Genomic DNA, 20,566 nt, shown 5'->3' on the forward strand with positions numbered 1-20,566 from the left:
GTGCCGAGCAGGACCGCAAGAACCAGACCGCGCATCCGCATCAGAACTTGTGCCGGATGTTCGCGTACCAGTAGCGGCGGACCGGTGTGTAGAGGATGCCGAGATAGCCGTCCGACGACAGCGACGGCTTTTCGTCGGTGAGGTTGCGCACCCCCAGCCGGATCGTCGTGCCCGCGAGCGACCCGCCGGTGAAGGCATATTGACCGAACAGATTGCCGGTGATCTGGTCGTCGACGATCCACGGCGCGCCGGCGGAATCGATCAGCCCGGTATCCTCGACGCTGCCGATATATTGGGTGAAGGCGCCGATCGTCACGTTCTTCAGCGACCAGGTGAGCGCGCCCGACCATTTCCACGTCGGCCGGGCGGATTGCCGCCGCAGGTCGCCGCCACCGGTGATGCTGGTGCCGGCGTTGATCTGGCCAGCGGCGCGCGCCGCCAGCAGCGCCGCGATGCCGGGCGACGGGTCCTGATAGAATTTGATGAGGTGCGCGACGTTGAACGACAGGTTGAAATTGCCGACCCCGGTGTCGCGCAGGTTGTAGATCGCGTTGACATCGACGCCGCGCACCGTCTGCGGCAGCTGGTTGACGTAGCGGTCGGTGACGAACAGCACCTGCCCCGCCGGCGCCAGCCCGGTGCCGGTGAAGGCCGCGATATCGTCGCCGGTCGGCGCGGCGCGGACGACGTTCGGGTTGGTCTGCCCCGACTGGCGCAGCAGATAGTCGAGGATCAGCGCATTGCCTTCGCCGAAGATGCCGACCAGCCCCTTCTGCTTCACCTGCCAATAGTCGCCGGTCAGCGTCAGGCTGCCGAGGCCCGCGGGCAGCGGCGGTTCGAGCACCGCACCGAACGACAAGGTCGTCGCCCGTTCGGGATCGAGATCCGGGTTGCCGGAGCGTTGCGCGGTGGTCGTCTGCGACCGGGCGCAATTGGCGAAGCTGCTGATCCGCCCCGCGCGCAGGTCCGCCTCGCAAAAGGCATAATCGGTGCGCGTGTTGGTGCGGGTGACCAGCGCGGCATTGGTCTGTTCGAGGTTGGGCGCGCGGAACGATTTCGCCCATGACCCGCGCAGGCGGATGCCGCGGACGATGTCCCACGCCCCCGCGACCTTCGGCACGGCGATGCTGCCGAAGTCGCTGTAATCCTCGAACCGGCCCGCGACCTGGAAATTGAGGCTGCGGATCAGCGGCACGCCCATTTCGGGCGAGATCGCCGGGATCGCCAGCTCGCCATAGGTCGCGAAGACCTCGCGATGGCCGCGCGTGTCGGGGTTGATGCTCGAATTGGCGAAATCGCCCGCCACCACGCGGGTCAGCGGATCGGTATAGGTGATCGTGCCGTCGATCCGCGCGTCGCGATCGTCGAGCTGCGTCTCGCGCCGCGCCTCGATCCCCGCGGCGAAGCCGACGTCGCCGGCCGGCAGGGTGATGAGGTTGCGCTTCGACACGCGGAAGTCGAACGTCGCCAGCGTCGATTTGGTGCGCCGCGTCAGGCTTTCGCGGATCGCGTCGATCGTCGATTGCCGGTTGGGCGTCGCATCGCCGATCGACGGCGTGTCGAGCGTGCCGCCGTTGAAGACGTTATAGGCGTCGGGCGTCGACAGGCCGAGGTAATAGGCAAGCTTGGTGCGCGAGATATTGTCGCTGACGTCGCGGACGGTCGCTTCCGAATAGCTGCCTGCGGTTTCCCAGTCGAAGCCGTTCCAGCTGCCGCGCAGGCCGAACAGGCCGCGATATTGCTGGTTGGTGACGTCGACCTTGATGTTGCCGAAGTCGGAGAAGGAATAGTTGCGGATCGTCACCGGCAGGCCGGCGGCGGGCACGTTGGTGCCGGGAATGCGATTGGGATTGGCGGTGCCGTCGGCGAAGGTCGCGGCGCCGAACGGGTTCCAGTAATTGCTCGCCGGCACGGTGATCGGGATCGAGGTCAGCGTCTGGATCGGGCTCTGCTCGGCATGCGTCTTGCCGCGATAATAGCCGCCCTCCCAGAAGGCGGTGACCGAATCGTCGAGGTCGAAATGCCCGGTCAGGAACAGGTTGATGCGGTTGAGCGACGGGATCACCGACGTCCGTTGCGCCGCGGTGTCCTGCCGCAGGTCGCGGTCCGCGCCTGCGGTCGACAGCGCGCCGTCGTCGATGCACAGGCCGTTGCCGATCGCGCGCTGGCATCCGGCCGAGGTGGTCGGCTGGATGTGGAACAGGCCGGATGCGCTGGTCAGCGCGGTCGTGCCGGCGCGGACCGTGCCGAAGCTGGCGGGCGTCTGCGCCGACAGCCACGGCGTCGTCACGCTGCGCGAATCGAGCGAGGTCGCACCTTCGAACCGGGTGCCGACGAACAGCGCACGCCGGTCGGACGAGGCGGTGAAGGATTGTTCGGTGCTGTCGAGGCCGGTGCCGCGATCGTAATTGGCGAACAGCGTGACGTTGCCGCGCCCGCCGGCGAAATTGGTGCCGAACACGCCGTTGGCGTTGAATTCGCGGAAGCCCGTGCCCTCGGCACCGCCATATTGCAGCGACATGTCGCCGCCGCTGTAATCGGTCTTGAGCACGGTGTTGACCACGCCCGCGACCGCATCGGCGCCATAGATGGCGGCGGCACCGTCGCGCAGCACCTCCAGCCGTTCGAGCCCGTTCACCGGAATCGCGTTGGAATTGTAGGTCAGCACCGGCACCAGCTGGGTGTTCGCCTGGCTGGTCGGGTGCGCGACGACGCGGCGGCCGTTGAGCAGGACGAGCGTGTTGCCGATGCCGAGGTTGCGCAGGTTGATCGAGCCGACGTCGCCGCGCGCCGAATTGCTGCTGCCCGGCAGGTACGAGCTGTTGAAGGTGACGTCGCCGAACTGCGGGACCGAGCGGAACAGCTCGTCGCCCGACACCGCGCCGGTCGCCGCGATCTCGCGCTGGCCGATGACGGTGACGGGCAGCGCGTCGTTGACCTTGGCACCGCGGATCTGCGAGCCGACCACGACGATGTCGTCGGGCGGCGCCTGATCCTGCGGCGCATCGGCCTCGGGCTGCACCTGATCGGTGGCAGGCGGCGCCTCGGCCGCGGCGGTCTGGACGAAGGACGGGGCGGCGGAAATCGTCCGCAGCCGCGGCGCCGGGTCGCTGGTCAGCGCGACGACGCCGCCCGCCATCGAGGCGACGCGCAGCGGCGTGCCGCGCAATATCCGCTGCAGCGCGGCCTCGGCCGGATAGCTGCCGACGACCGCATCGGCGCGCAGCGCGCTGACGCTCTTCGACGGGAACAGGACGCGATAGCCCGACTGCCGGGAGAAAGCCTGCAAGGCATCGCCCACCGATTGCGCGGGAATGTTGAACTGCACCGTCCGCACCGCCGACTGCGCGACGCCGGCCTGCACGCAGCCTGCGGCGGTGAGCACCAATGCGCTGGCACGGACGGCCAGAGCCGCTCTCCTGAACCTGATCGTCATAATCCCCCGTCGCCTGAAAACTGCGATGTCCCTGCCGAGAGAGACGAACGGTCCCGCAAAACCCTCACCGTCCGGCGTCACAAAAAAGCAATTAAATGGCTCGACAGCCAGCATGTTTGTCGCTTTCATGCGGGTCGCGGAGAGGATCGACCACCCAGGGGGAACGGGTTTGAGCGATCGCGATCAGAAACTGGAATGGTTCAAGGCGGTGATCCTGCCGCAGCAGGCATTGCTGCGCCATCGCCTGCGCCGGGTCGTCCGCGACACGCAGGACTTGGACGATCTGGTCGCCGAAGTGCTCGCGCGGACCTTCGCTTGCGCCGACTGGCGCGCGATCCGCCACGGCCTCGCCTTCCTGACCCGCACCGCCTACAACATGCTGATCGACCAGCAGCGACGCGAGGTGATCGTCTCGTTCGACTATATGGCCGATCTCGACGGGCTGCAGCGGAGCATCGACACCGACGGCATGCTCGACGCGCGCGACACGCTGCGCCGGCTGGAAACGATCATCGCCGCCTTGCCCGCGCAGGCGCGGCGCGCCTTCGTGCTGCGCCGGGTGCAGGGCCATGCGATGACGGAGATAGCGGATATCATGGGGATATCCGTCTCTACCGTAGAGAAGCATCTGACCAGGGCGCTGACGCTCGTGACGGCGGCGATGACGGAGCAGGAGGATCATGGGGTTACCCGGCATGGCGCCGCCGACGCAGGACAGGACGGCGATTCAGGCCGAGGCCGCGGCGTGGGTCATCCGGCTCGATAGCGCGCCCGGCGACGACGTCCGCGCCGCGGCGGACGCCTGGATCGACGCCTCGCCGCATCACGCCGTAGCCTTCGCCGTGGCATCGCTGGCGTGGGAGACGGCGTCGCGGTCACGGGTGCGGGCGGCCCCGGAGCTGAAGGGCTGCGAGTTGGAGGACGTACCGGCCGATCCGCCGGCACCGGTCGCGGCATCCGACGACGCGCCGGCCGACGCGCGCCCTCCGGTCACCCGCCGCGGCGCGGTCGGGCTACTCGCCGCCGCCGCGGTCGGCAGCGTCGGACTGGGCCTGTCGCGTTACGCCGACCTCATGCCCGACCGGCATCGCACCGGCCGCGGCCAGCAGAGCCGCACCCGGCTGGCGGACGGGACGTCGATCGCGCTCAACACCGATACGTTGCTCGACACCCGCCTCGACGGGTCGGAACGCCGCGTCCGCCTGCTCGCGGGCGAGGCGATGTTCGACGTCGCGCGCGACGTGCGGCGGCCGTTCGTCGTCGATATCGGCACCGCGCGCATCCGCGTGCTCGGCACCCGCTTCAACATCCGCCGCCTGCCCGACCGGATCGAGCTGACGGTGACGCACGGACTGGTGTCGGTCCTGTCCGGCAACGGCCAGTCGGTGCGCGCCGCCGCCGGCGACACCGCGCTGATCCGCCCCGACATGCTCGCGACGACGCGGCTCGACGACGGCTCGATCCTGCGCCGGGTCGCGTGGCAGGACGGCTATATCGAACTGGACGAGGACACGCTCGAACAGGCGGTCGACGAATTCAACCGCTATCGCGAGCGGCCGATCGTGATCGTCGATCCGCGCCTCACCCCGCTGATGGTGTCCGGCCGGTTCGGCGTGCGCGAAAGCGCGGCGTTCCTGACCGCGCTGACCGCGAGTTTCCAGATCCGGGTCACGCCGGTGTCCGACGGATCGATCGCCCTTTCCCGCGGCTGACGTCGGCGCGTCGCCGGCTTCGCCTTTCCCGTATTCCCCGCATTCCGGAGCCTCCCCCGATGAAGCGTCGCCTGCTGCTCACCACCGCCCTGCTGTTGCAGGCGCTGCCGCTCCACGCCCAGACCGCGCCCGAACGCTTTTTCAAACAGCCGCCGGGGACCGATTACTATCTCGCCAACTACACCGAATATGCCGCCTATCTGCAGCGGCTGGCGGGCGAATCCGATCGCATCAGGCTGGTCGACATCGGTCGCACCGCAGAGGGGCGGACGCAGTGGATGGCGATCGTGTCGTCGCCGGCGAACCTCGCGCGGCTCGACCATTTCCGCGACATCGCGGCACGGCTGGCGCGCGGCAAGGGCGTCGACGAGGCCGAAGCGCGCCGCCTGTCCGCCGAGGGCAAGGCGATCGTCTGGATCGACGCCGGCATGCACGCGACCGAGACGGTGACCTCGCAGGGGCAGATCCAGGTGCTCCACCGCATGCTCAGCCAGACCGACGCCGAGACGATGCGGCTGCTCGACGACTGCATCATCCTGTTCGGCCACGACAATCCGGACGGGATGGAGCTGGTCAGCAACTGGTACATGCGCCACGCCGATCCCAAGGCACGCGAATTCGCCACCCTGCCCCGGCTGTACCAGAAATATGTCGGCCACGATAACAACCGCGACAGCTACATGGCGGCGATGCCGGAGACGGAGAACGTCAACCGCGTGCTGTTCCGCCAATATTATCCACAGATCGTCTACAACCAGCACCAGACCGGGCCGGAGGGCATGGTCGTGTTCGTCCCGCCGTTCCGCGATCCGTTCAACTTCAACTACGACCCGATCGTCATGTCGCAGCTGAGCGAGGTCGGCTTCGCGATGCATTCGCGGCTGATCGCGGAGGGCAAGGCGGGGTCGGGCAGCCGCAGCGCCGCACGCTATTCGACGTGGCACAACGGCATGGAGCGCTCGGTCGCCTATTTCCACAACAGCATCGGGCTGCTGACCGAGATCATCGGCGGGCCGACGCCGACCGAGATCCCGCTGGTCCCCGCGACGCAGCTGCCGCGTGGCGACGAGATGCTGCCGGTCGCACCGCGGGCGTGGCATTTGCAGGATTCGCTCGATTACCAATGGACGCTCGACCGCGCGGTGATCGACTATGCCGCGCGCAACCGCGAACGGCTGCTGTTCAACATGTGGCGGATGGCGACGAACAGCATCGAACGCGGCAGCCGCGACAGCTGGACGATCACGCCGGCCAAGGTCGACCGGCTCGCCAATGCCGCCCCGCTCACGTCGAAAGACGGCGAGGCGCGGCCGGGCGGCCCCAAGAAGGTCGACCCCGCGCTCTACGCATCGCTGATGCAGGCGCCGGCCGAACGCGACGCGCGCGCCTATATCCTGCCAGCGCGGCAGCGCGACATGCCCGCGACGATCACCTTCCTCAACGCGCTCATCAAGAACGGCGTCGAGGTCGAGCGCGCCGACGCCGCCTTTCAGGCGAACGGGCGCACCTATCCCGCCGGATCGTATCTGGTCCGCACCGCGCAAGCCTATCGCCCGCATATCCTCGACATGTTCGAGCCGCAGGACCATCCCCACGACACCGAATTCCCGGGCGGCCCGCCCAAGGCGCCCTATGACGTCACCGGCTATACGCTCGCCTATCAGATGGGCGTCACCTTCGACCGCAGCCTCGATCCGGTCACCGGGACCTTCTCGACCCTCGCCGACGTCACCGCGCCGCCGGCGGGGACGATCCGGGGCAGCGGCACCGCCGGCTGGATCGTCGGGCATGAAAGCACCAACAGCTTCATCCTCACCAACCGCCTGCTGAAGGCGGGGGCGAGCGCCGCGTGGATCAGGCCGGGCGTCACCGTCGCAGGCGAAACCTTCGCGCCCGGCGCGATCTGGATTCCCGCCTCCGCCACCAGCGATGCGATCGTGCGCCGCGCGGTGGCGGAGCTCGGCCTCGACGCCACGGCGGTCGATGCGGCACCGGCGAGCGAGACGATCGCCCTGCGTCCGGTGCGGATCGGGCTGGTCGATCGCTACGGCGGGCTGATGTCGGCGGGCTGGACGCGCTTCATCCTCGAAAAGTTCGAATTTTCGTTCCAGCAGGTCTTTCCCAAGCGACTCGACGCCGGCGATCTCGGCAAGGATTTCGACGTCCTGCTGTTCGCCGACGATGCGATGGCGCCATCGGGTGCGTGGGGATCGGACCGCGCGCCGCGCCAGCCCGCGCTCAACGACACGCCCGCCGAATATCGCGACCATCTCGGTCTCACCACCGATGCGAAGACGGCGCCGGCGGTGACCGCCTTCGTGCGCAACGGCGGCGCGGTCGTCGCGATCGGCAGCTCGGGGCGCTTCGCCGACCTGATGGGAACGCCGCTCAAGCCCGCGCTGACCCGCGAGGTCGACGGCAAGCTGGAGATGCCGGAAACGAAGAACTTCTACATCCCCGGCTCGATCCTGCGCGCCCGCGTCGACACCCGCCAGCCGCTCGGTTTCGGCCTGCCCGACCGGGTCGACGTCTTCTTCAACCAGTCGCAGCCGTTCGTGCCGCGGGCATCGGGGGCGGGCGCCGGCTATGCCAGCGTCGCCTGGTTCGAGGGGCGGGACACGCTGCGCAGCGGCTGGGCGGTCGGGCAGGAAAAGCTCGCCGGGACGATCGCCGTCGCCGACGTCGACGTCGGACGCGGCAAGCTGTTCCTGATGGCGCCCGAGGTCGCGCAGCGCGCGCAATCCTATGGCACCTTCCCGTTGCTGTTCAACGCCTTGCTCTATGGCGGCGCGGCCGGTCGCCGTTAGGCGGTAGCGGTGGCGACCACGACCTGCCACCGCCGCCGGGCGCGGACCGGCCGGACCTGCCACGACCGGCCCGTCTCGCGCAGGAAGCGGGTCTGGATGCCGCGCGCATGCTGCGCGAAGTCGTAGAAGTCGATGCGGTGGTGCGCGAGGATCAGCCGGCCGCCGGGGCGCAGCGCGGCCGCCACGTCGCGAGCGACCTGCGCCATCGCGCGCGGCGACAGATAATAGAGCAGTTCCGCGACGATCACCGCGTCATAAACCGGCCGCGGCAACGCTGCAGGCAGCGCCAGCCGCACCGCGCGCGCACCGCTATGCCCCGCGATCGCCGCCGCGGTCAGCCGCCTGCCCTCCTCCGTCCCCTCGGTCGCGTCGAGCCGGAGCGCGCGCGGGGCGAGCGCGGCGCTGTTCGAACCATTGCCGCTGGCGAGTTCGAGCACGCGCCCGACCGGCCCCGGTCCCAGCGCGTGCAGGATCGCCTGCCGCTTGACCGCCTCGTCCCGGTTGCTGAACGTGCCCCACGGATCGTCGTCGGTCGCGAACTTGTCCGCAAACCCGCTCAGGTCGATCGCCGTCATCGCCGAACCTCCACGAAGGCTTCGAGGGGATGGCTGAACGCGTCCAGCTCGTGCCGGGCGATCGCGAAGCCCGTCGGATCGTCGCGGATCGCGCCGAGTTGCGTGGCGTGGACGCGGATCAGCGAGCGCTTGGCGGCCGACCCGCCCCGCATCGTCACGGTCCGCGCGCGTCCGCGCGCCAGCGCCTGCGGCGGCCACACCTGATAGGCGAGTCGCCGCGCGCCGCCGCGCAGGCAATACAGCGCGGCGGCGACCGCCTGATGGTCGGGATGGGCATCGCCGGCGGCGGGGCCGACGATCAGGTCCGCACCGGCACCCGATCGCACGATACGGCGCAGCGCCCGGGTGCAGCCGGCGACCTCGCCCCCCACCGCGCCGTCGGGCAGGCCGAGACAGTGCACCGCCCCCGCCGCGATCCCCAGACGCCGCAGCGCGCGGCGCGATTCGCGGTAGCGTTCCGCGACCAGCCGCGCGCGCGGCCAGCGGCGGCTGGCGGGATGCGAGGCGGCGCCGTCGCTGACGATCGCCACCGTGATCCGGCAGCCGCGCCGCCGCAGCGCCGCGATCAGACCGGCCGCGCCGATGATCTCGTCATCCGGGTGCGGCGCGACCACGACCGCATGGCGCGGCCGCCCCAGCCTGAGCGTCACAGCGATGGCGCGAGCTGCCCGCTCGCGACCGCCGCGCCGACGCGCAGCCGCTGCGCATCGGGCGCGGGCTGGCGCAAATAGACTGACAGATCGGTGAGCATCGCCGACAGCGGATGATCGAGGAAGTGACCGGCAAGCCCGACCGCCTGCTGCGCGATCGCGATGGCGCGTTCGGCGGCATCGGCGACCGCGAGCCGGCTCGCCGCGACCCGGACGAGGCGCGCGTCGGTGCGCTCGTCGAACCAGTCGGTCGCGGTGCGGCGGACAATGCCCGCCGCGGCATCGCTCAGGCAGAACAGTTCGGCGAGGCGCGCGGACTGGAAGGAGTCGCCGGCGCGGCCGGTCGCGACCAGATGGTCGCGCGTGCGGTCGCACAGGCCGGCGATGCCGCCGGCATGGACCGCGACGAAGCGCAGCGCGCCGCCGCTGAAGAACGGCTCGCGCGCATAATCGTCGGCCGCGCCGATCGTCGCATCGTCGTCGATCGCGGCCGCCGTCCAGCGTACCCGATGCGTTTCCGACCGCTGCATGCCGGTCGTCCGCCACCAGTCGCGATCGATCGCGGGCGGCACCGCCGCAAGGTCGAGCAGCAGCAGGCGGGTGCCGTCCGGCGCCTGCGCGGTCACCAGCGCATGCGTCAGCACGCCGGCGCCCGAGGCATAGCTCTTGCCGCCGTCCAGCATGCCGTCGGCGAGGAGCAGCGGCCCGTCGGGCATAGCCGCGTTCCACACGCCGAGCGTCGCGCCCGCCGCCAGCGCCGCGAGCAATCGCTCGCGCTGCGCCGCGCTGCCATAGCGCCGGGCGATCTGCACCGCATCGACATGCCCTTCGAGCAGGCGCCCGAGCGGCAGGTCGCGCCGGCCCGTCTCGTACAGCCGGGTGAGGATCGCCAGCGATGCCGCCGCATCGTCGGGGTCGCGCGGCGGCGCCCGGTCCCAGCCCGCGTCGGCGATCGCGGCGCGCAACGCGCTGCGCATCGCGGTCACGCCGCCGCCCCGCACCATTGCGATTCCAGCAGGGTCAGCGCGTCTTCGGCCTGGGCCAATGTCATCAGGGTTCCCACGTCGGGCGGCGCGGGAACGATCCGCATCGCAAAGGCCTCGGCATTGCGGCAGTCGCGCGCAACGCCGAGCAGATGGTCGGCGGACAGGCCCAGCCGCCCGGCGAGGCTTGCGCGCGCCGCGCCGTCCGCGATCGTCGCGAAGCCGAAGCGCATCGCGGCATGCTCGCGCCACTGCCACGCCATCGCGTCGGGATGCGCGACCCGCTGCGGCTCGCCGTCGTCCATCGCGCGCAATGCGCTCGCCAGACCCAGCGGTGCGCGGCCGTGCCGCCGCGACGACGTCTCGACCAGCATCGCGCCGTCGCGCCGCACCCGGAAGCCGGCACGCGCGGCATCGTCGAGCAACGTCGCATCCTCGGCAAAGGGCAATGGCCGGAACCCGCCGATCGCCTGATAGACGGAGGATCGCATCGCCAGATTGGCGCCGCCGCTGAAATGATGCGTCTCGCGCGCCTCCCACGGCACCGGGTCGATCCGCCGGCGATAGGCGTGAAGGCGGTCGTAATACCGTTCGATCCGCGACTGCGCCGCATCCGCCGCGCCGTTGCGGCGCGCGATCCGGCCGGCGGCGACATCGGCCTGCGCCAGCGCCGCGCGCCCCGCCGCGATCCAGTCGCGCCGTGGCCGGCTGTCGGCATCGGTGGTGAACAGCAGGCCCTCCGCCCCGGCGAGATGGTCCAGCCCCATCGCCATCGCCGCCGCCCGCGCGACGCCGGCATTGGAGGGGTGACGATCCGTCCCGACCGCGATCCGCAACGCGAACGGCATCGCCGCCGCCGCCGATCGCACCACCGCCTCGCTGCCGTCGGTGCAGGCGTCCAGATAGAGGCACACGGTCGGGGCCGGCTGGTCCCACGCCAGCGCGGCGAGCGCGTCGAGCAGCGCCGGCAGCGCCCGCGCCTCGTTGCGCGCGGGGACGCATATCACCACGGGCAAGGGGTCGATCAGCGTCATTCTCCGGCCGGTCATTGAACGCGCCACGGTCTGGAGAGATTATCGATATCTGGCAATAGTTTACGTGGCGTCGTCATGGAATCGCGATCGGGCCGTCGGCCTGCGCGGGAAAGCGCGCGAGCACCGCATCGGCCAGCGTCCCGGCGACGAGCGGGATTGCGCCCGCCCGCGTGCCCGTGACGCGCACCGTCACCGCGCTCCCCGACCAGAGCACCTTGCCGTCGCTGCGCCGCGACAGCACGACCGTCAGCGTCGTCGCGACGAGGTCGCTGAGCCGGTCGCCGCCGGGCGGCAGCGCGAGGCTGACGCTGCCGTTCAGGCTGGCGAGCGGCGCGGAGGAGGCCGGGATGTCGGACGTGACGACCCCGCGCGATGCGCGCGTCACCTCGACCGTCGCGATATAGCGGCCATGGTCCTGCCCCGGCAGCGGCGTGAACCGGGCTTGCAGCAGCGCGCGCTGCACGGCGTCGTCGAACGCCTGCCGCGTCTCCGCGGGCAGTGGCGCGGACGCGGCGGCGCGGAGGGTGACCGTCCCCGGCGTGACCGCCGCGGGCGACGGGTCGGCGACGATGCCGGCGATGGCGGCCGCGGCGATCAGCACGAACATGGCGTAATCTCCCGGCGCGGCGCTGCGCACCCCGATCCATCCACGTCGACAGTCCGGCCGCCGTCGGGGACGGCGCGCGCGCGTTCGACCACGGTCACGGCAACGCCGGCGCGGCCGGGCGACCGCGCCGCGGTGTTGGCGCCGGCAATCGGGACGCGGCGGGACATGGAATGGATGCTCATCGCCCCCTCAACGTCCGGCGCGGCAAAAGTCGCCACGCGAGGACGGGGAATCGACCGCGATTTGCTAGGGCCGATCGACATTCAGATGATGACGTGCCGAAAACGGTGGTTTCGCGTGACCCGGAGCGCAGCGTACTAACGGTACGTGAGCACCGGAAGCACGCGAAACCGCCGTTTGCAGGCCGTCAGGGCTGAATGTCGATCGGTCCTAGGCCGGGTCGACCGGACCGGTCTGACGGCCCTGTCCGGAGAAAGCGCCGAGCCTGTCCGAGATGGATTCGCCCGCCGCCACCAGCATCGCGCGCGTCTGGTCGAGGTCGGTCCGCTGCGAGCCGTCGATCATCGCCAGATAGGGGATGGTCAGCGCGGCGGTGATCGCGCCGCCGAATTCGAAGATCGGCACGCTGATATCGGTGACGCCCGCGGCACGCGCGCTCGGGCTCGTCTCGTAGCCGCGCTCGCGCACCACCGCCAGTTGCGGCGCGAGCGCGCGCATCGCCGCGACTACCTCCGCCGGTTGCGCCGCCATGATCGCGTCGCGCGTCGCGTCGTCCGCGAAGGCGAGCAGGACGTGGCCCGAACAGCTGGTGACGAGATCGATGACCGCACCGGCGCGCATCGCGAAACCGGCGGGGCCGAGGTTTTCCTTGCGCTGGATGACCAGCCCGCGGCCCTCGGCGCGGACCACCAGATGGCAGGACTGGTTGGTCGCGGCGGCGAGCGACTGCATCACCGGCGCGGCGACCGTCGCCAGCGACTGCGCCGGCGTCGCGCGATAGGCGACGTCGAGCATCCAGTAGGACACGCTGTAATGGTCCGATTGCGCGCTCTTCCGCAGCCAGCCGCGCCGTTCCATGACGATCGTGACGCGAAACACCTCGCTCATCGAGCGGCCGAGATGCTGCGCGATCTCGCTGATGGTGAGGCCGCCGGGCATGGTCGCCAGCAATTCCAGAATGTCGAACCCCCGCTCCAGTGCCGGCGCGGCGTAGGAGTTGCGCGATTTCGTGCCCTTGTCGGTCATACCCGGTTTTCTCACGTCCGCTTCGGATTGAAAAGCGCGCTTGCCTAAACCCGATCGCTGGGCTAATTTCCACCTGTAAAACAAACTTTCAAAAAAGATCGTGGGGCGGATGGGCGGACGACTGGAGGGCAGGCGCGTTCTCGTGACGGCGGCGGGCCAGGGCATCGGGCGGGCGATCGCGGAAGCCTGCGAACGCGAGGGGGCGAGCGTCTTCGCGCTGGACCGCGATGCCGCGTCGCTCGCGGACAGCGCCCGTCCGATCGTATTCGACCTGCTCGACCATGACGCCATCGACCGGCTGCCGGATCGAACGGGGCCAGTCGACGTGCTGGTGAATGCGGCGGGGATCGTCCATGCCGGCAGCGCGCTCGATTGCACGACGGCGGACTGGGACATGAGCTTCGCGCTGAACGTCACCGCGATGTTCCGCACCATCCGCGCCTATCTGCCCGGCATGATCGCCCAACGGCGCGGTTCGATCGTCAACATCGCCTCGGTCGCCTCATCGATCATCGGCGTGCCCGACCGGTTCGCCTATGGCACGACCAAGGCGGCGGTGATCGGCATGACCAAGGCGGTCGCCGCGGATTTCGTCGCCGACGGCATCCGCTGCAACGCCATCTGTCCCGGCACGGTCGAGACGCCGTCGCTGCTGGCGCGGGTGCGCGATCGCGCCGGACGGGACGGCGTGACCGTGGCGGCCGCGCATGCCGCCTTCGCCGCGCGCCAGCCGGTCGGTCGCCTCGGCCGCGCCGGAGAAATCGCGGCGCTGGCGCTGCACCTCGCCTCCGACGAAAGCAGCTTCACCACCGGCACCACCGCGGTGATCGACGGCGGCTGGAGCCTGTTGTGACGCGCATCACCGGGCTGCGCACGCACGACATCCGCTTCCCGACGAGCGATTCGCTCGCCGGATCGGATGCGATGAACCCCGATCCCGATTATTCCGCCGCCTATGTCGTGCTCGACACCGACCGACCGGGGCTGGAGGGCCACGGGCTGACCTTCACCATCGGCCGCGGCAACGAGGTGTGCGTCGCCGCGATCGAGGCGATGCGCCATCTGGTGGTCGGGCTCGACCTCGACTGGATCGTCGCCGACCCCGGCCGCTTCTGGCGGCACATGACCGCGGACAGCCAGTTGCGCTGGATCGGCCCCGACAAGGGCGCGATGCACCTCGCCACCGGTGCGGTCGTCAACGCGGTGTGGGACCTGTGGGCGCGGCACGCGGGCAAGCCGCTCTGGCGGCTCGTCGCCGATTTCACCCCCGAGGAATTCGTCCGCGCGATCGACTTCCGCTACCTGACCGATTGCATCACCCCCGACGAGGCGCTGGCGCTGCTGCGCGCCAGGGCGGACGGCAAGGCAGGGCGGATCGCGACCCTCGAGGCGCAGGGCTACCCCTGCTACACGACCTCGGCGGGCTGGCTCGGCTATGCCGACGACACGCTCCGGCGGCTGGTGCGCGAATCGGTCGATGCCGGCTTCCGCCACGTCAAGCTGAAGGTCGGGCGCGACCTCGACGACGATATCCGCCGCCTGACCATCGCGCGCGAGGCGGCGGGGCCGGACGTGCGGCTGATGATCGACGCCAACCAGAATTGGGAGGTCGCCGAAGCGATCGACTGGGTCCGCGCGCTCGCCTTCGCCGACCCGTGGTTCATCGAGGAGCCGACCAGTCCCGACGACGTGCTAGGCCATGCCGCGATCCGCCGCGGCATCGGCGCGGTCAAGGTCGCCACCGGCGAGATGTGCCAGAACCGCATCATGTTCAAACAGTTCATGGCGGCCGGCGCGATCGACGTGGTGCAGATCGACGCCTGCCGGCTGGGCGGCGTCAACGAGGTGCTCGCCGTGCTGCTGCTCGCGGCGAAATACGACCTGCCCGTATGTCCGCATGCCGGCGGCGTCGGATTGTGCGAATATGTCCAACATCTTTCGATGATCGACTATGTCGTGGTGTCGGGAACGATGGAGGGGCGCGTGGCGGAATATGTCGATCATCTGCACGAACATTTCGTCGATCCCTGCATCGTCCGGAACGCCGCCTACATGCCGCCGACGCGGCCGGGCTTCTCGATCGAGATGAAGCCCGGATCGCTCGATCGCTATCGTTTCGCACCGCCGCCGGCGGCCGCGGCATGAAGCTGGGACTGGCCGGCAAGGTCGTCGTCGTTACCGGCGGCGGCGCGGGGATCGGCCGCGCGATCTCGACCGTGCTCGCCGAGGAGGGCGCGATCCCGGCGGTGCTCGGCCGCAGCCCGCCCGACCCGGCGTTCGCCGCCGCGCTGACGGCAGTTCAGCCGCTCCATATGTTCGTTCGAGTCGAGCTGGAGGACGATGCCGCCTGCGCCCGCGCGGTCGACCAGGTCGTCGGGCGGTTCGGCCGCGTCGACGCGCTGGTCAACAATGCCGGGGCGAACGACAATGTCGGACTGGACGCGGGAGTGGAGGCGTTCGTCGCCTCGCTGCGCGCCAATCTGATCCATTGCTACGGCATGGCGCATCACTGTCTGCCGCATCTGCGCGCGGCGCGCGGATCGATCGTCAACATCTCGTCCAAGGTCGCGCTGACCGGCCAGGGCGGGACCAGCGGCTATGCCGCGGCGAAGGCGGGGCAGCTCGGCCTGACCCGCGAATGGGCGGCGGCGCTGGCGGGGGACGGCATCCGCGTCAACGCGGTGCTGCCGGCCGAGGTGATGACACCGCTTTACCGGCGCTGGATCGAGACGACCGACGACCCCGCGGCGCAGCTCGCCCGCATATCGGACCGCATCCCGCTCGGCCGGCGCATGACGACCGATCGCGAGATCGCCGACACGGTCGTCTTCCTGCTGTCGGACCGCGCCTCGCACACCACCGGACAGTGGATCGTGCCCGACGGCGGCTACACGCACCTCGACCGCGCGCTCAGCTAGGACCCGCCACGCCATGCCGACCGCTCCCGCGCCGCAAACCCGCCCCCGCTACACCGCCGCCATCCTGCTGACCGTCAGCCTGTTCTTCCTCTGGGGCATGGCAAACAACCTCAACGACATCCTGATCGCGCAGTTCAGGAAGGCGTTCACCCTGTCGGACTTCGGCACCAGCTTCGTCCAGCAGGTCTTCTATTTCGGCTATTTCCTGTTCGCGATCCCCGCGGCGATGCTGATGAGCGCGCGCGGGTACAAGGCGGCGATCGTCCTCGGCCTGATCCTCTACGGCTGCGGCGCGCTGCTCTTCTATCCGGCGGCGGAGGGCAGCCTCTACGCCCTGTTCCTGCTGGCCCTGTTCGTCATCGCGTCCGGACTGGCGTTCCTCGAAACCGCGGCGAACCCGCTGATGACGGAGCTGGGCGATGCCGCCGGCGCCGCGCGCCGTCTCAACTGGGCGCAGGCTGCCAATCCCGTCGGCGCGATCGCCGGCATCCTGATCGGCCGCAACTTCATCCTGTCGGGCATCGAGCATGACGACGCCGCCCTCGCCGCGATGACCGCAGGCGAGCGGCTCGCCTATTACGGCATGGAGGTGCGCGCGGTGCAGGCGCCCTACCTCGTCATCGGGTGCGTCGTGCTGGCCTTCGCGGCGGTCGCGGCCTGTCTGCGCTTTCCACCGGGCGATGCCGATGCGCCGCCGACCGCCTCATGGGCAGGGTTGCGCACCGCCGCCCGCCAGCCGCGCCTGATCTTCGCCGCCGCCGCCCAATTGCTTTACGTCGGCGCGCAGGTGGGGATGTGGAGCTTCACCATCCGCTACGCGCAGGCCAATGTCGCCGGGATGGACGAACGCGCCGCCGCCGATGCGCTGTTCGTGTCGCTGCTGCTGTTCGCGGCCGGTCGCTTCGCCGGCACCGCGATGATGGCGCGGGTGCGCCCGGCGACGATGCTGGCGCTGTTCGCGGGCGTGGCGGTGGCACTGACCGTCGTCGCCGCGACCGTGGGCGGGCGATGGGGCCTGTATGCGCTGGTCGGCACCAGCTTCTTCATGTCGATCCAGTTCCCGACGATCTTCGCGCTGGGGGTCGAGGGGCTGGGGCCGCTGCGCCGGGCCGGCGCGTCGCTGCTCATCATGGCGATCATCGGCGGCGCGCTGCTGACCGCGGCGATGGGCTGGCTGTCGGACCGCGTCGGCATCACCGCGGCGATGCTCGTCCCCGCCGCGGCCTTCGTCGTCATCGCCGTCTTCGCGCGCTGGGCGCGGGAGCCGCGTCCATGAGGAAAGCCCCCCTGCTGCTGCTCGCGCTGGCCTGGTCGCCGATCGTGGCCGCGCAAACGTTGGTCGCGACAGAGGGCGTACAGCCCAACATCAAGGGCCGGCTCGACCGCCCCGTCCGCTACCGCCCCGATGGCGACGCCTTCGTGATCGAAAACGGTCGCGAACGGTTCAACCGGTCGCTCTACGGCAACAACACCGCCTTCCGCGCCGACGGTGGCGACCGGCCGGAGTTCGTCCTGTATTTGCCCGGGCGCGGCGGCAATCTGCGCTTCGCGGTGCGGGGACGTGACGGCCGGAGCTGGTGGCTGCACGACGCGCGATCGATCACCACGCGCTACCGTCCCGGCGAGCTCGACTATCGGATCGCCGATCCGCGGCTGGGCGGCGAGATCGCGCTGACGGTGGTGGCGCTCGCCGCGACGGAGGGCGTCGCGGTACGCGCGCGGGGGGCTGGCGTAATGCCCGGCACGACGCTCGTCTGGGCGTTCGGCGGGGTCGACGGCCAGCGCGGCAAGCGCGACGGCGACATCGGCACCGAGAAGGTGCCGATCAGCGAATGGTTCGGCTTCCGCCCCGCGTTGGCGGAACGCAACACCGTCAGCGTGGCCGGGCGCGACCGCTTCGCCATCGCGGGACCTCCCGGCACGATCACCGGCACGGTGCGGAACGGCACCGTCACCGGCGTCGCCGATGCCGCGGGCTGGGACGATCCCGCGTCCTTGTTCGCCCCGCGCCGCGCCGGTGCCACGCCGGACCGGCCGGTCGCGATCGGCACGCTCGGTCTCGACGGCGATGCGTATCTGCTGCTCCAGCGCACGGCCTATGCCGCCAAGGCGACCGCCGATCTCGCGACCTATGCGGCGGTCAGCGCCGACCGGCGCGCGACACCGCCCCTGCCCTCGCTCGCAGCCCCCTATGCCGCCGCGACCCTGCCTGCGGCGTTCGAAGCGGCGCGCGCGCATTTCGATACGCTGCGCGGCCGGGTGCGAATCGTCACGCCCGATCCCTGGCTCGACGCCAGTGTCGGCGCGCTCAACGTCGCGGCCGACGCGGTGTGGGACGCACCGCAGGCCGCGATCATGCACGGCGCGGTGGCGTGGCGCACCAGGCTGCTCGGCTGGCGCGGCCCCTATGTTCTCGACGCGCTCGGCTGGCACGATCGCGCCCGCGCAAACTTCCGCGCGTGGCTGCCGCGCCAGAACGTCGAGCCCGTACCACCGACGCTGCCGCCCCCCGATGCCGCCAGCAACCTCGCGCGCAGCGAGGCGGGGCTGCATTCGAACGGCGACCTGTCGAATTCGCATTACGACATGAACGCCGTCTTCATCGACGCGCTGTTCCGGCATCTCGCCTGGACCGGGGACATCGGTTTCGCCCGCGAAGCCTGGCCGGCGATCCGGCGGCATCTGGCGTGGCAGCAGCGGCTGTTCCGCCGGCCCTTCGGCGCGGAGCGGCTACCGCTGTACGAAGCTTATGCGCAGATCTGGGCGAGCGACGACATCCATTATGCGGGTGGCGGCGTCGCCTATGCCTCCGCCTACAATCTCTACCACAACCGGCAGGCGGCGCAGATCGCGCGCCTGATCGGCGAGGATCCCGCACCCTACGACCGCGAGGCGGCGTTGATCGGCCGGGCGATGCGCGCCGAATTGTGGCTGCCCGACGCGGGCCGGTTCGCGGAATATCGCGACTGGCTGGGCGCCCGCGCGGTCCACCCCAGCGCCGGGCTGTGGAGCTTCTACCATGTCGTGGATTCCGGCGTGCCGACGCCGCGCGAGGCGTGGCGGATGGCGGATGCGATGGCGCGCGACCTGCCGCTGATCCCGGTGAAAGGTCCCGGCGTTCCCGCCGACCGGCCCTATGGCGTCTATCCGTCCAGCGACTGGATGCCCTACAGCTGGTCGGTCAACAACGTCGTGATGGGCGAGAACCTGCATAGTGCGCTGGCGCTGTGGCAGGCGGGCCGCGCCGACGAGGCCTATACGCTCGCCAAGGCGGCGCTGCTCGCCAGCATGTATATGGGGATCAGCCCCGGCAACGTCGGATCGATGAACTATCTCGACGTCTATCGGCGCGAGGCGCAGCGCGACTTCGCCGATGGATCGGGGGTGATGGGGCGGATGATCGTGGAGGGATTGTTCGGGATTGCTCCTGACGCGCTGGCGCAGCGGCTGACGCTGCGGCCGGGCTTGCCGGGCGACTGGGACCATGCCGAACTGCACCATCCCGACTTGGACATCGCGTTCCGCCGGGAGGGGAACCGCGAGCGCTGGACGGTGCGGCAGACCGGTACGCGGTTCGCGCAGGTGCAGCTGCGACTGGTCGCCCGGCGCGACGGCGTTACCGCGGTAACGGTGAACGGCAAGCCTGCGCATTGGACGCGCGATTCCGACGCGGTGGGGGCGCCCGCAATCCTGGTCGATACCGCGTTCGGGGCGAGCGCGGACGTCGTCGTGCACTGGTCGGGGCGCAGCATCGCGCCCGTAGCCCCGGGCGGTGCGCAGCTGGTCGCCAAGCGGCAGGGGGCGATGCGCTGGTGGTCGCCGGCCGGCGCGCCGGTCGCACCGGTCGCGCCGCCGCTCGTGGTCGATCGCGTGCCGGTCGGCCCGCAACGCGCCGTCGACCTGTCGGGCGCGTTCAACGATCGGATCGATGCGATCTTCCGGCCGGGCAAGTATCGCGGCCCACGGTCGCCCTTCGTCTCGCTCGCGCTGCCGTCGCAGGGTCTGGGTGCATGGGCGGGCCATGTGAATGCCACCGCGACGATCGACGACGGCGGACTCCGGCGCGCCGCCAAGGCTGCGAACGGCTGGTTCCGCCTGCCCGACGGCGGCGGCTTCCGGACGCCGGCGGAGGGCCCCAATGCACTGTTCGTTTCGCAATGGGATGCCTATCCCGACAGCCGGACGGTGCCGCTGACCGGTCGCGGCCGGTTCCTGCGCCTGCTGATGACGGGCTCGACCAACCCGATGCAGAGCCGCATCGACAATGGCGAGGTCGTCGTCACCTATGCCGACGGCGGCACCGCGCGGCTGGCGCTGCGCAATCCGACGACCTGGTGGCCGATCGAGCGCGACTATCTGATCGACGATTACCAGTTCCGCGTCCCCGGCCCCCGTCCGCTGCGCGTCGATCTGGCGACCGGGCGGGTCCGCACCGGCGGGGCAAGCGTCGAGCAGGTCGAGGGGGGCGCGGCGACCGTGCTCGGCCTGCCGCTCGACCCGCGCCGGCCGCTCCGCTCGCTCACCGTCCGCGCCCGCGCCAACGACGTCGTCGTCGGCCTGCTCGCCGCGACGATCGAGGAAGAGGGGCGCTGACCGGCGAAGACGCCTGGGGCCGATCGACATTCAGAAGATGACGTG

15 protein-coding genes are annotated in these 20,566 nt (G+C 70.4%); 8 read left to right on the top strand and 7 right to left on the bottom strand.

Features of this window, described 5'->3' with window-relative positions:
* Positions 1 to 40: 40 nt before the first annotated feature.
* Positions 41 to 3,436, bottom strand: coding sequence for a TonB-dependent receptor domain-containing protein (locus tag B2515_RS02730; RefSeq protein ID WP_414711356.1), 3,396 nt, complete (start codon positions 3,434 to 3,436; stop codon positions 41 to 43).
* Here B2515_RS02730 and B2515_RS02735 point away from each other — a divergent pair.
* From B2515_RS02735 to B2515_RS02745, 3 genes are read left to right on the top strand one after another with little or no spacing between them, the layout of a single operon-like run.
* On the top strand, positions 3,378 to 4,202 hold the full coding sequence (locus tag B2515_RS02735) for an RNA polymerase sigma factor (protein WP_293873370.1): 825 nt from the start codon (positions 3,378 to 3,380) through the stop codon (positions 4,200 to 4,202). The genes B2515_RS02730 and B2515_RS02735 overlap by 59 nt on opposite strands.
* Positions 4,117 to 5,148: a FecR family protein gene (locus B2515_RS02740; protein ID WP_293873373.1), complete on the top strand. Its 1,032-nt coding sequence runs from the start codon at positions 4,117 to 4,119 to the stop codon at positions 5,146 to 5,148. Before B2515_RS02735 ends, B2515_RS02740 begins: the two co-directional genes overlap by 86 nt.
* Positions 5,149 to 5,207: 59 nt before the next feature.
* Positions 5,208 to 7,955: a M14 family metallopeptidase gene (locus B2515_RS02745; protein ID WP_293873376.1), complete on the top strand. Its 2,748-nt coding sequence runs from the start codon at positions 5,208 to 5,210 to the stop codon at positions 7,953 to 7,955.
* Here the strand turns inward: B2515_RS02745 and B2515_RS02750 are convergent.
* The 6 genes from B2515_RS02750 to B2515_RS02775 all read right to left on the bottom strand — a co-directional run bounded on the left by B2515_RS02750 (position 7,952) and on the right by B2515_RS02775 (position 13,010).
* Complete coding sequence (locus B2515_RS02750) at positions 7,952 to 8,530, bottom strand: class I SAM-dependent methyltransferase (RefSeq protein ID WP_293873379.1); 579 nt, start codon at positions 8,528 to 8,530, stop codon at positions 7,952 to 7,954. The two genes, B2515_RS02745 and B2515_RS02750, sit on opposite strands and share 4 nt — an antisense overlap.
* Positions 8,527 to 9,180 (bottom strand): PIG-L deacetylase family protein, encoded by a 654-nt coding sequence (locus B2515_RS02755; RefSeq protein WP_293873382.1) that lies wholly within the window; start codon positions 9,178 to 9,180, stop codon positions 8,527 to 8,529. Before B2515_RS02755 ends, B2515_RS02750 begins: the two co-directional genes overlap by 4 nt.
* Positions 9,177 to 10,157, bottom strand: a complete 981-nt coding sequence (locus B2515_RS02760) for an acyl-CoA dehydrogenase (protein ID WP_293873525.1) — start codon at positions 10,155 to 10,157, stop codon at positions 9,177 to 9,179. Before B2515_RS02760 ends, B2515_RS02755 begins: the two co-directional genes overlap by 4 nt.
* A gap of 5 nt (positions 10,158 to 10,162) precedes the next feature.
* Positions 10,163 to 11,212 carry a glycosyltransferase gene (locus B2515_RS02765; RefSeq protein ID WP_293873385.1) on the bottom strand — a complete coding sequence of 350 codons (1,050 nt, stop codon included), beginning with the start codon at positions 11,210 to 11,212 and terminating at the stop codon, positions 10,163 to 10,165.
* A 58-nt stretch (positions 11,213 to 11,270) separates the two neighbouring features.
* Positions 11,271 to 11,804: a hypothetical protein gene (locus B2515_RS02770; RefSeq protein WP_293873388.1), complete on the bottom strand. Its 534-nt coding sequence runs from the start codon at positions 11,802 to 11,804 to the stop codon at positions 11,271 to 11,273.
* A 390-nt stretch (positions 11,805 to 12,194) separates the two neighbouring features.
* Positions 12,195 to 13,010, bottom strand: coding sequence for an IclR family transcriptional regulator (locus B2515_RS02775; RefSeq protein WP_293873391.1), 816 nt, complete (start codon positions 13,008 to 13,010; stop codon positions 12,195 to 12,197).
* Between the two features lie 109 nt (positions 13,011 to 13,119).
* Here B2515_RS02775 and B2515_RS02780 point away from each other — a divergent pair, with 109 nt between their 5' ends.
* The 5 genes from B2515_RS02780 to B2515_RS02800 are packed head-to-tail and all read left to right on the top strand — an operon-like array spanning position 13,120 to position 20,521.
* Positions 13,120 to 13,863, top strand: a complete 744-nt coding sequence (locus tag B2515_RS02780) for an SDR family oxidoreductase (protein WP_293873394.1) — start codon at positions 13,120 to 13,122, stop codon at positions 13,861 to 13,863.
* Positions 13,860 to 15,155, top strand: a complete 1,296-nt coding sequence (locus B2515_RS02785) for an L-fuconate dehydratase (protein ID WP_293873397.1) — start codon at positions 13,860 to 13,862, stop codon at positions 15,153 to 15,155. The genes B2515_RS02780 and B2515_RS02785 overlap by 4 nt, the downstream gene beginning before the upstream one ends.
* Positions 15,152 to 15,928 carry an SDR family oxidoreductase gene (locus B2515_RS02790; protein WP_293873400.1) on the top strand — a complete coding sequence of 259 codons (777 nt, stop codon included), beginning with the start codon at positions 15,152 to 15,154 and terminating at the stop codon, positions 15,926 to 15,928. Before B2515_RS02785 ends, B2515_RS02790 begins: the two co-directional genes overlap by 4 nt.
* Positions 15,929 to 15,941: 13 nt before the next feature.
* A complete protein-coding gene (fucP, locus tag B2515_RS02795) occupies positions 15,942 to 17,204 on the top strand; it encodes an L-fucose:H+ symporter permease (RefSeq protein ID WP_293873403.1) in 1,263 nt (420 codons plus the stop codon).
* Positions 17,201 to 20,521: a DUF4450 domain-containing protein gene (locus B2515_RS02800; RefSeq protein WP_293873406.1), complete on the top strand. Its 3,321-nt coding sequence runs from the start codon at positions 17,201 to 17,203 to the stop codon at positions 20,519 to 20,521. Before fucP ends, B2515_RS02800 begins: the two co-directional genes overlap by 4 nt.
* The last annotated feature ends 45 nt before the right edge of the window (positions 20,522 to 20,566 follow it).

Origin of the sequence: Sphingomonas sp. UBA978 (assembly GCF_002292295.1) — a bacterium.
In the GTDB taxonomy this organism is placed as follows: Bacteria; Pseudomonadota; Alphaproteobacteria; order Sphingomonadales; family Sphingomonadaceae; genus Sphingomonas.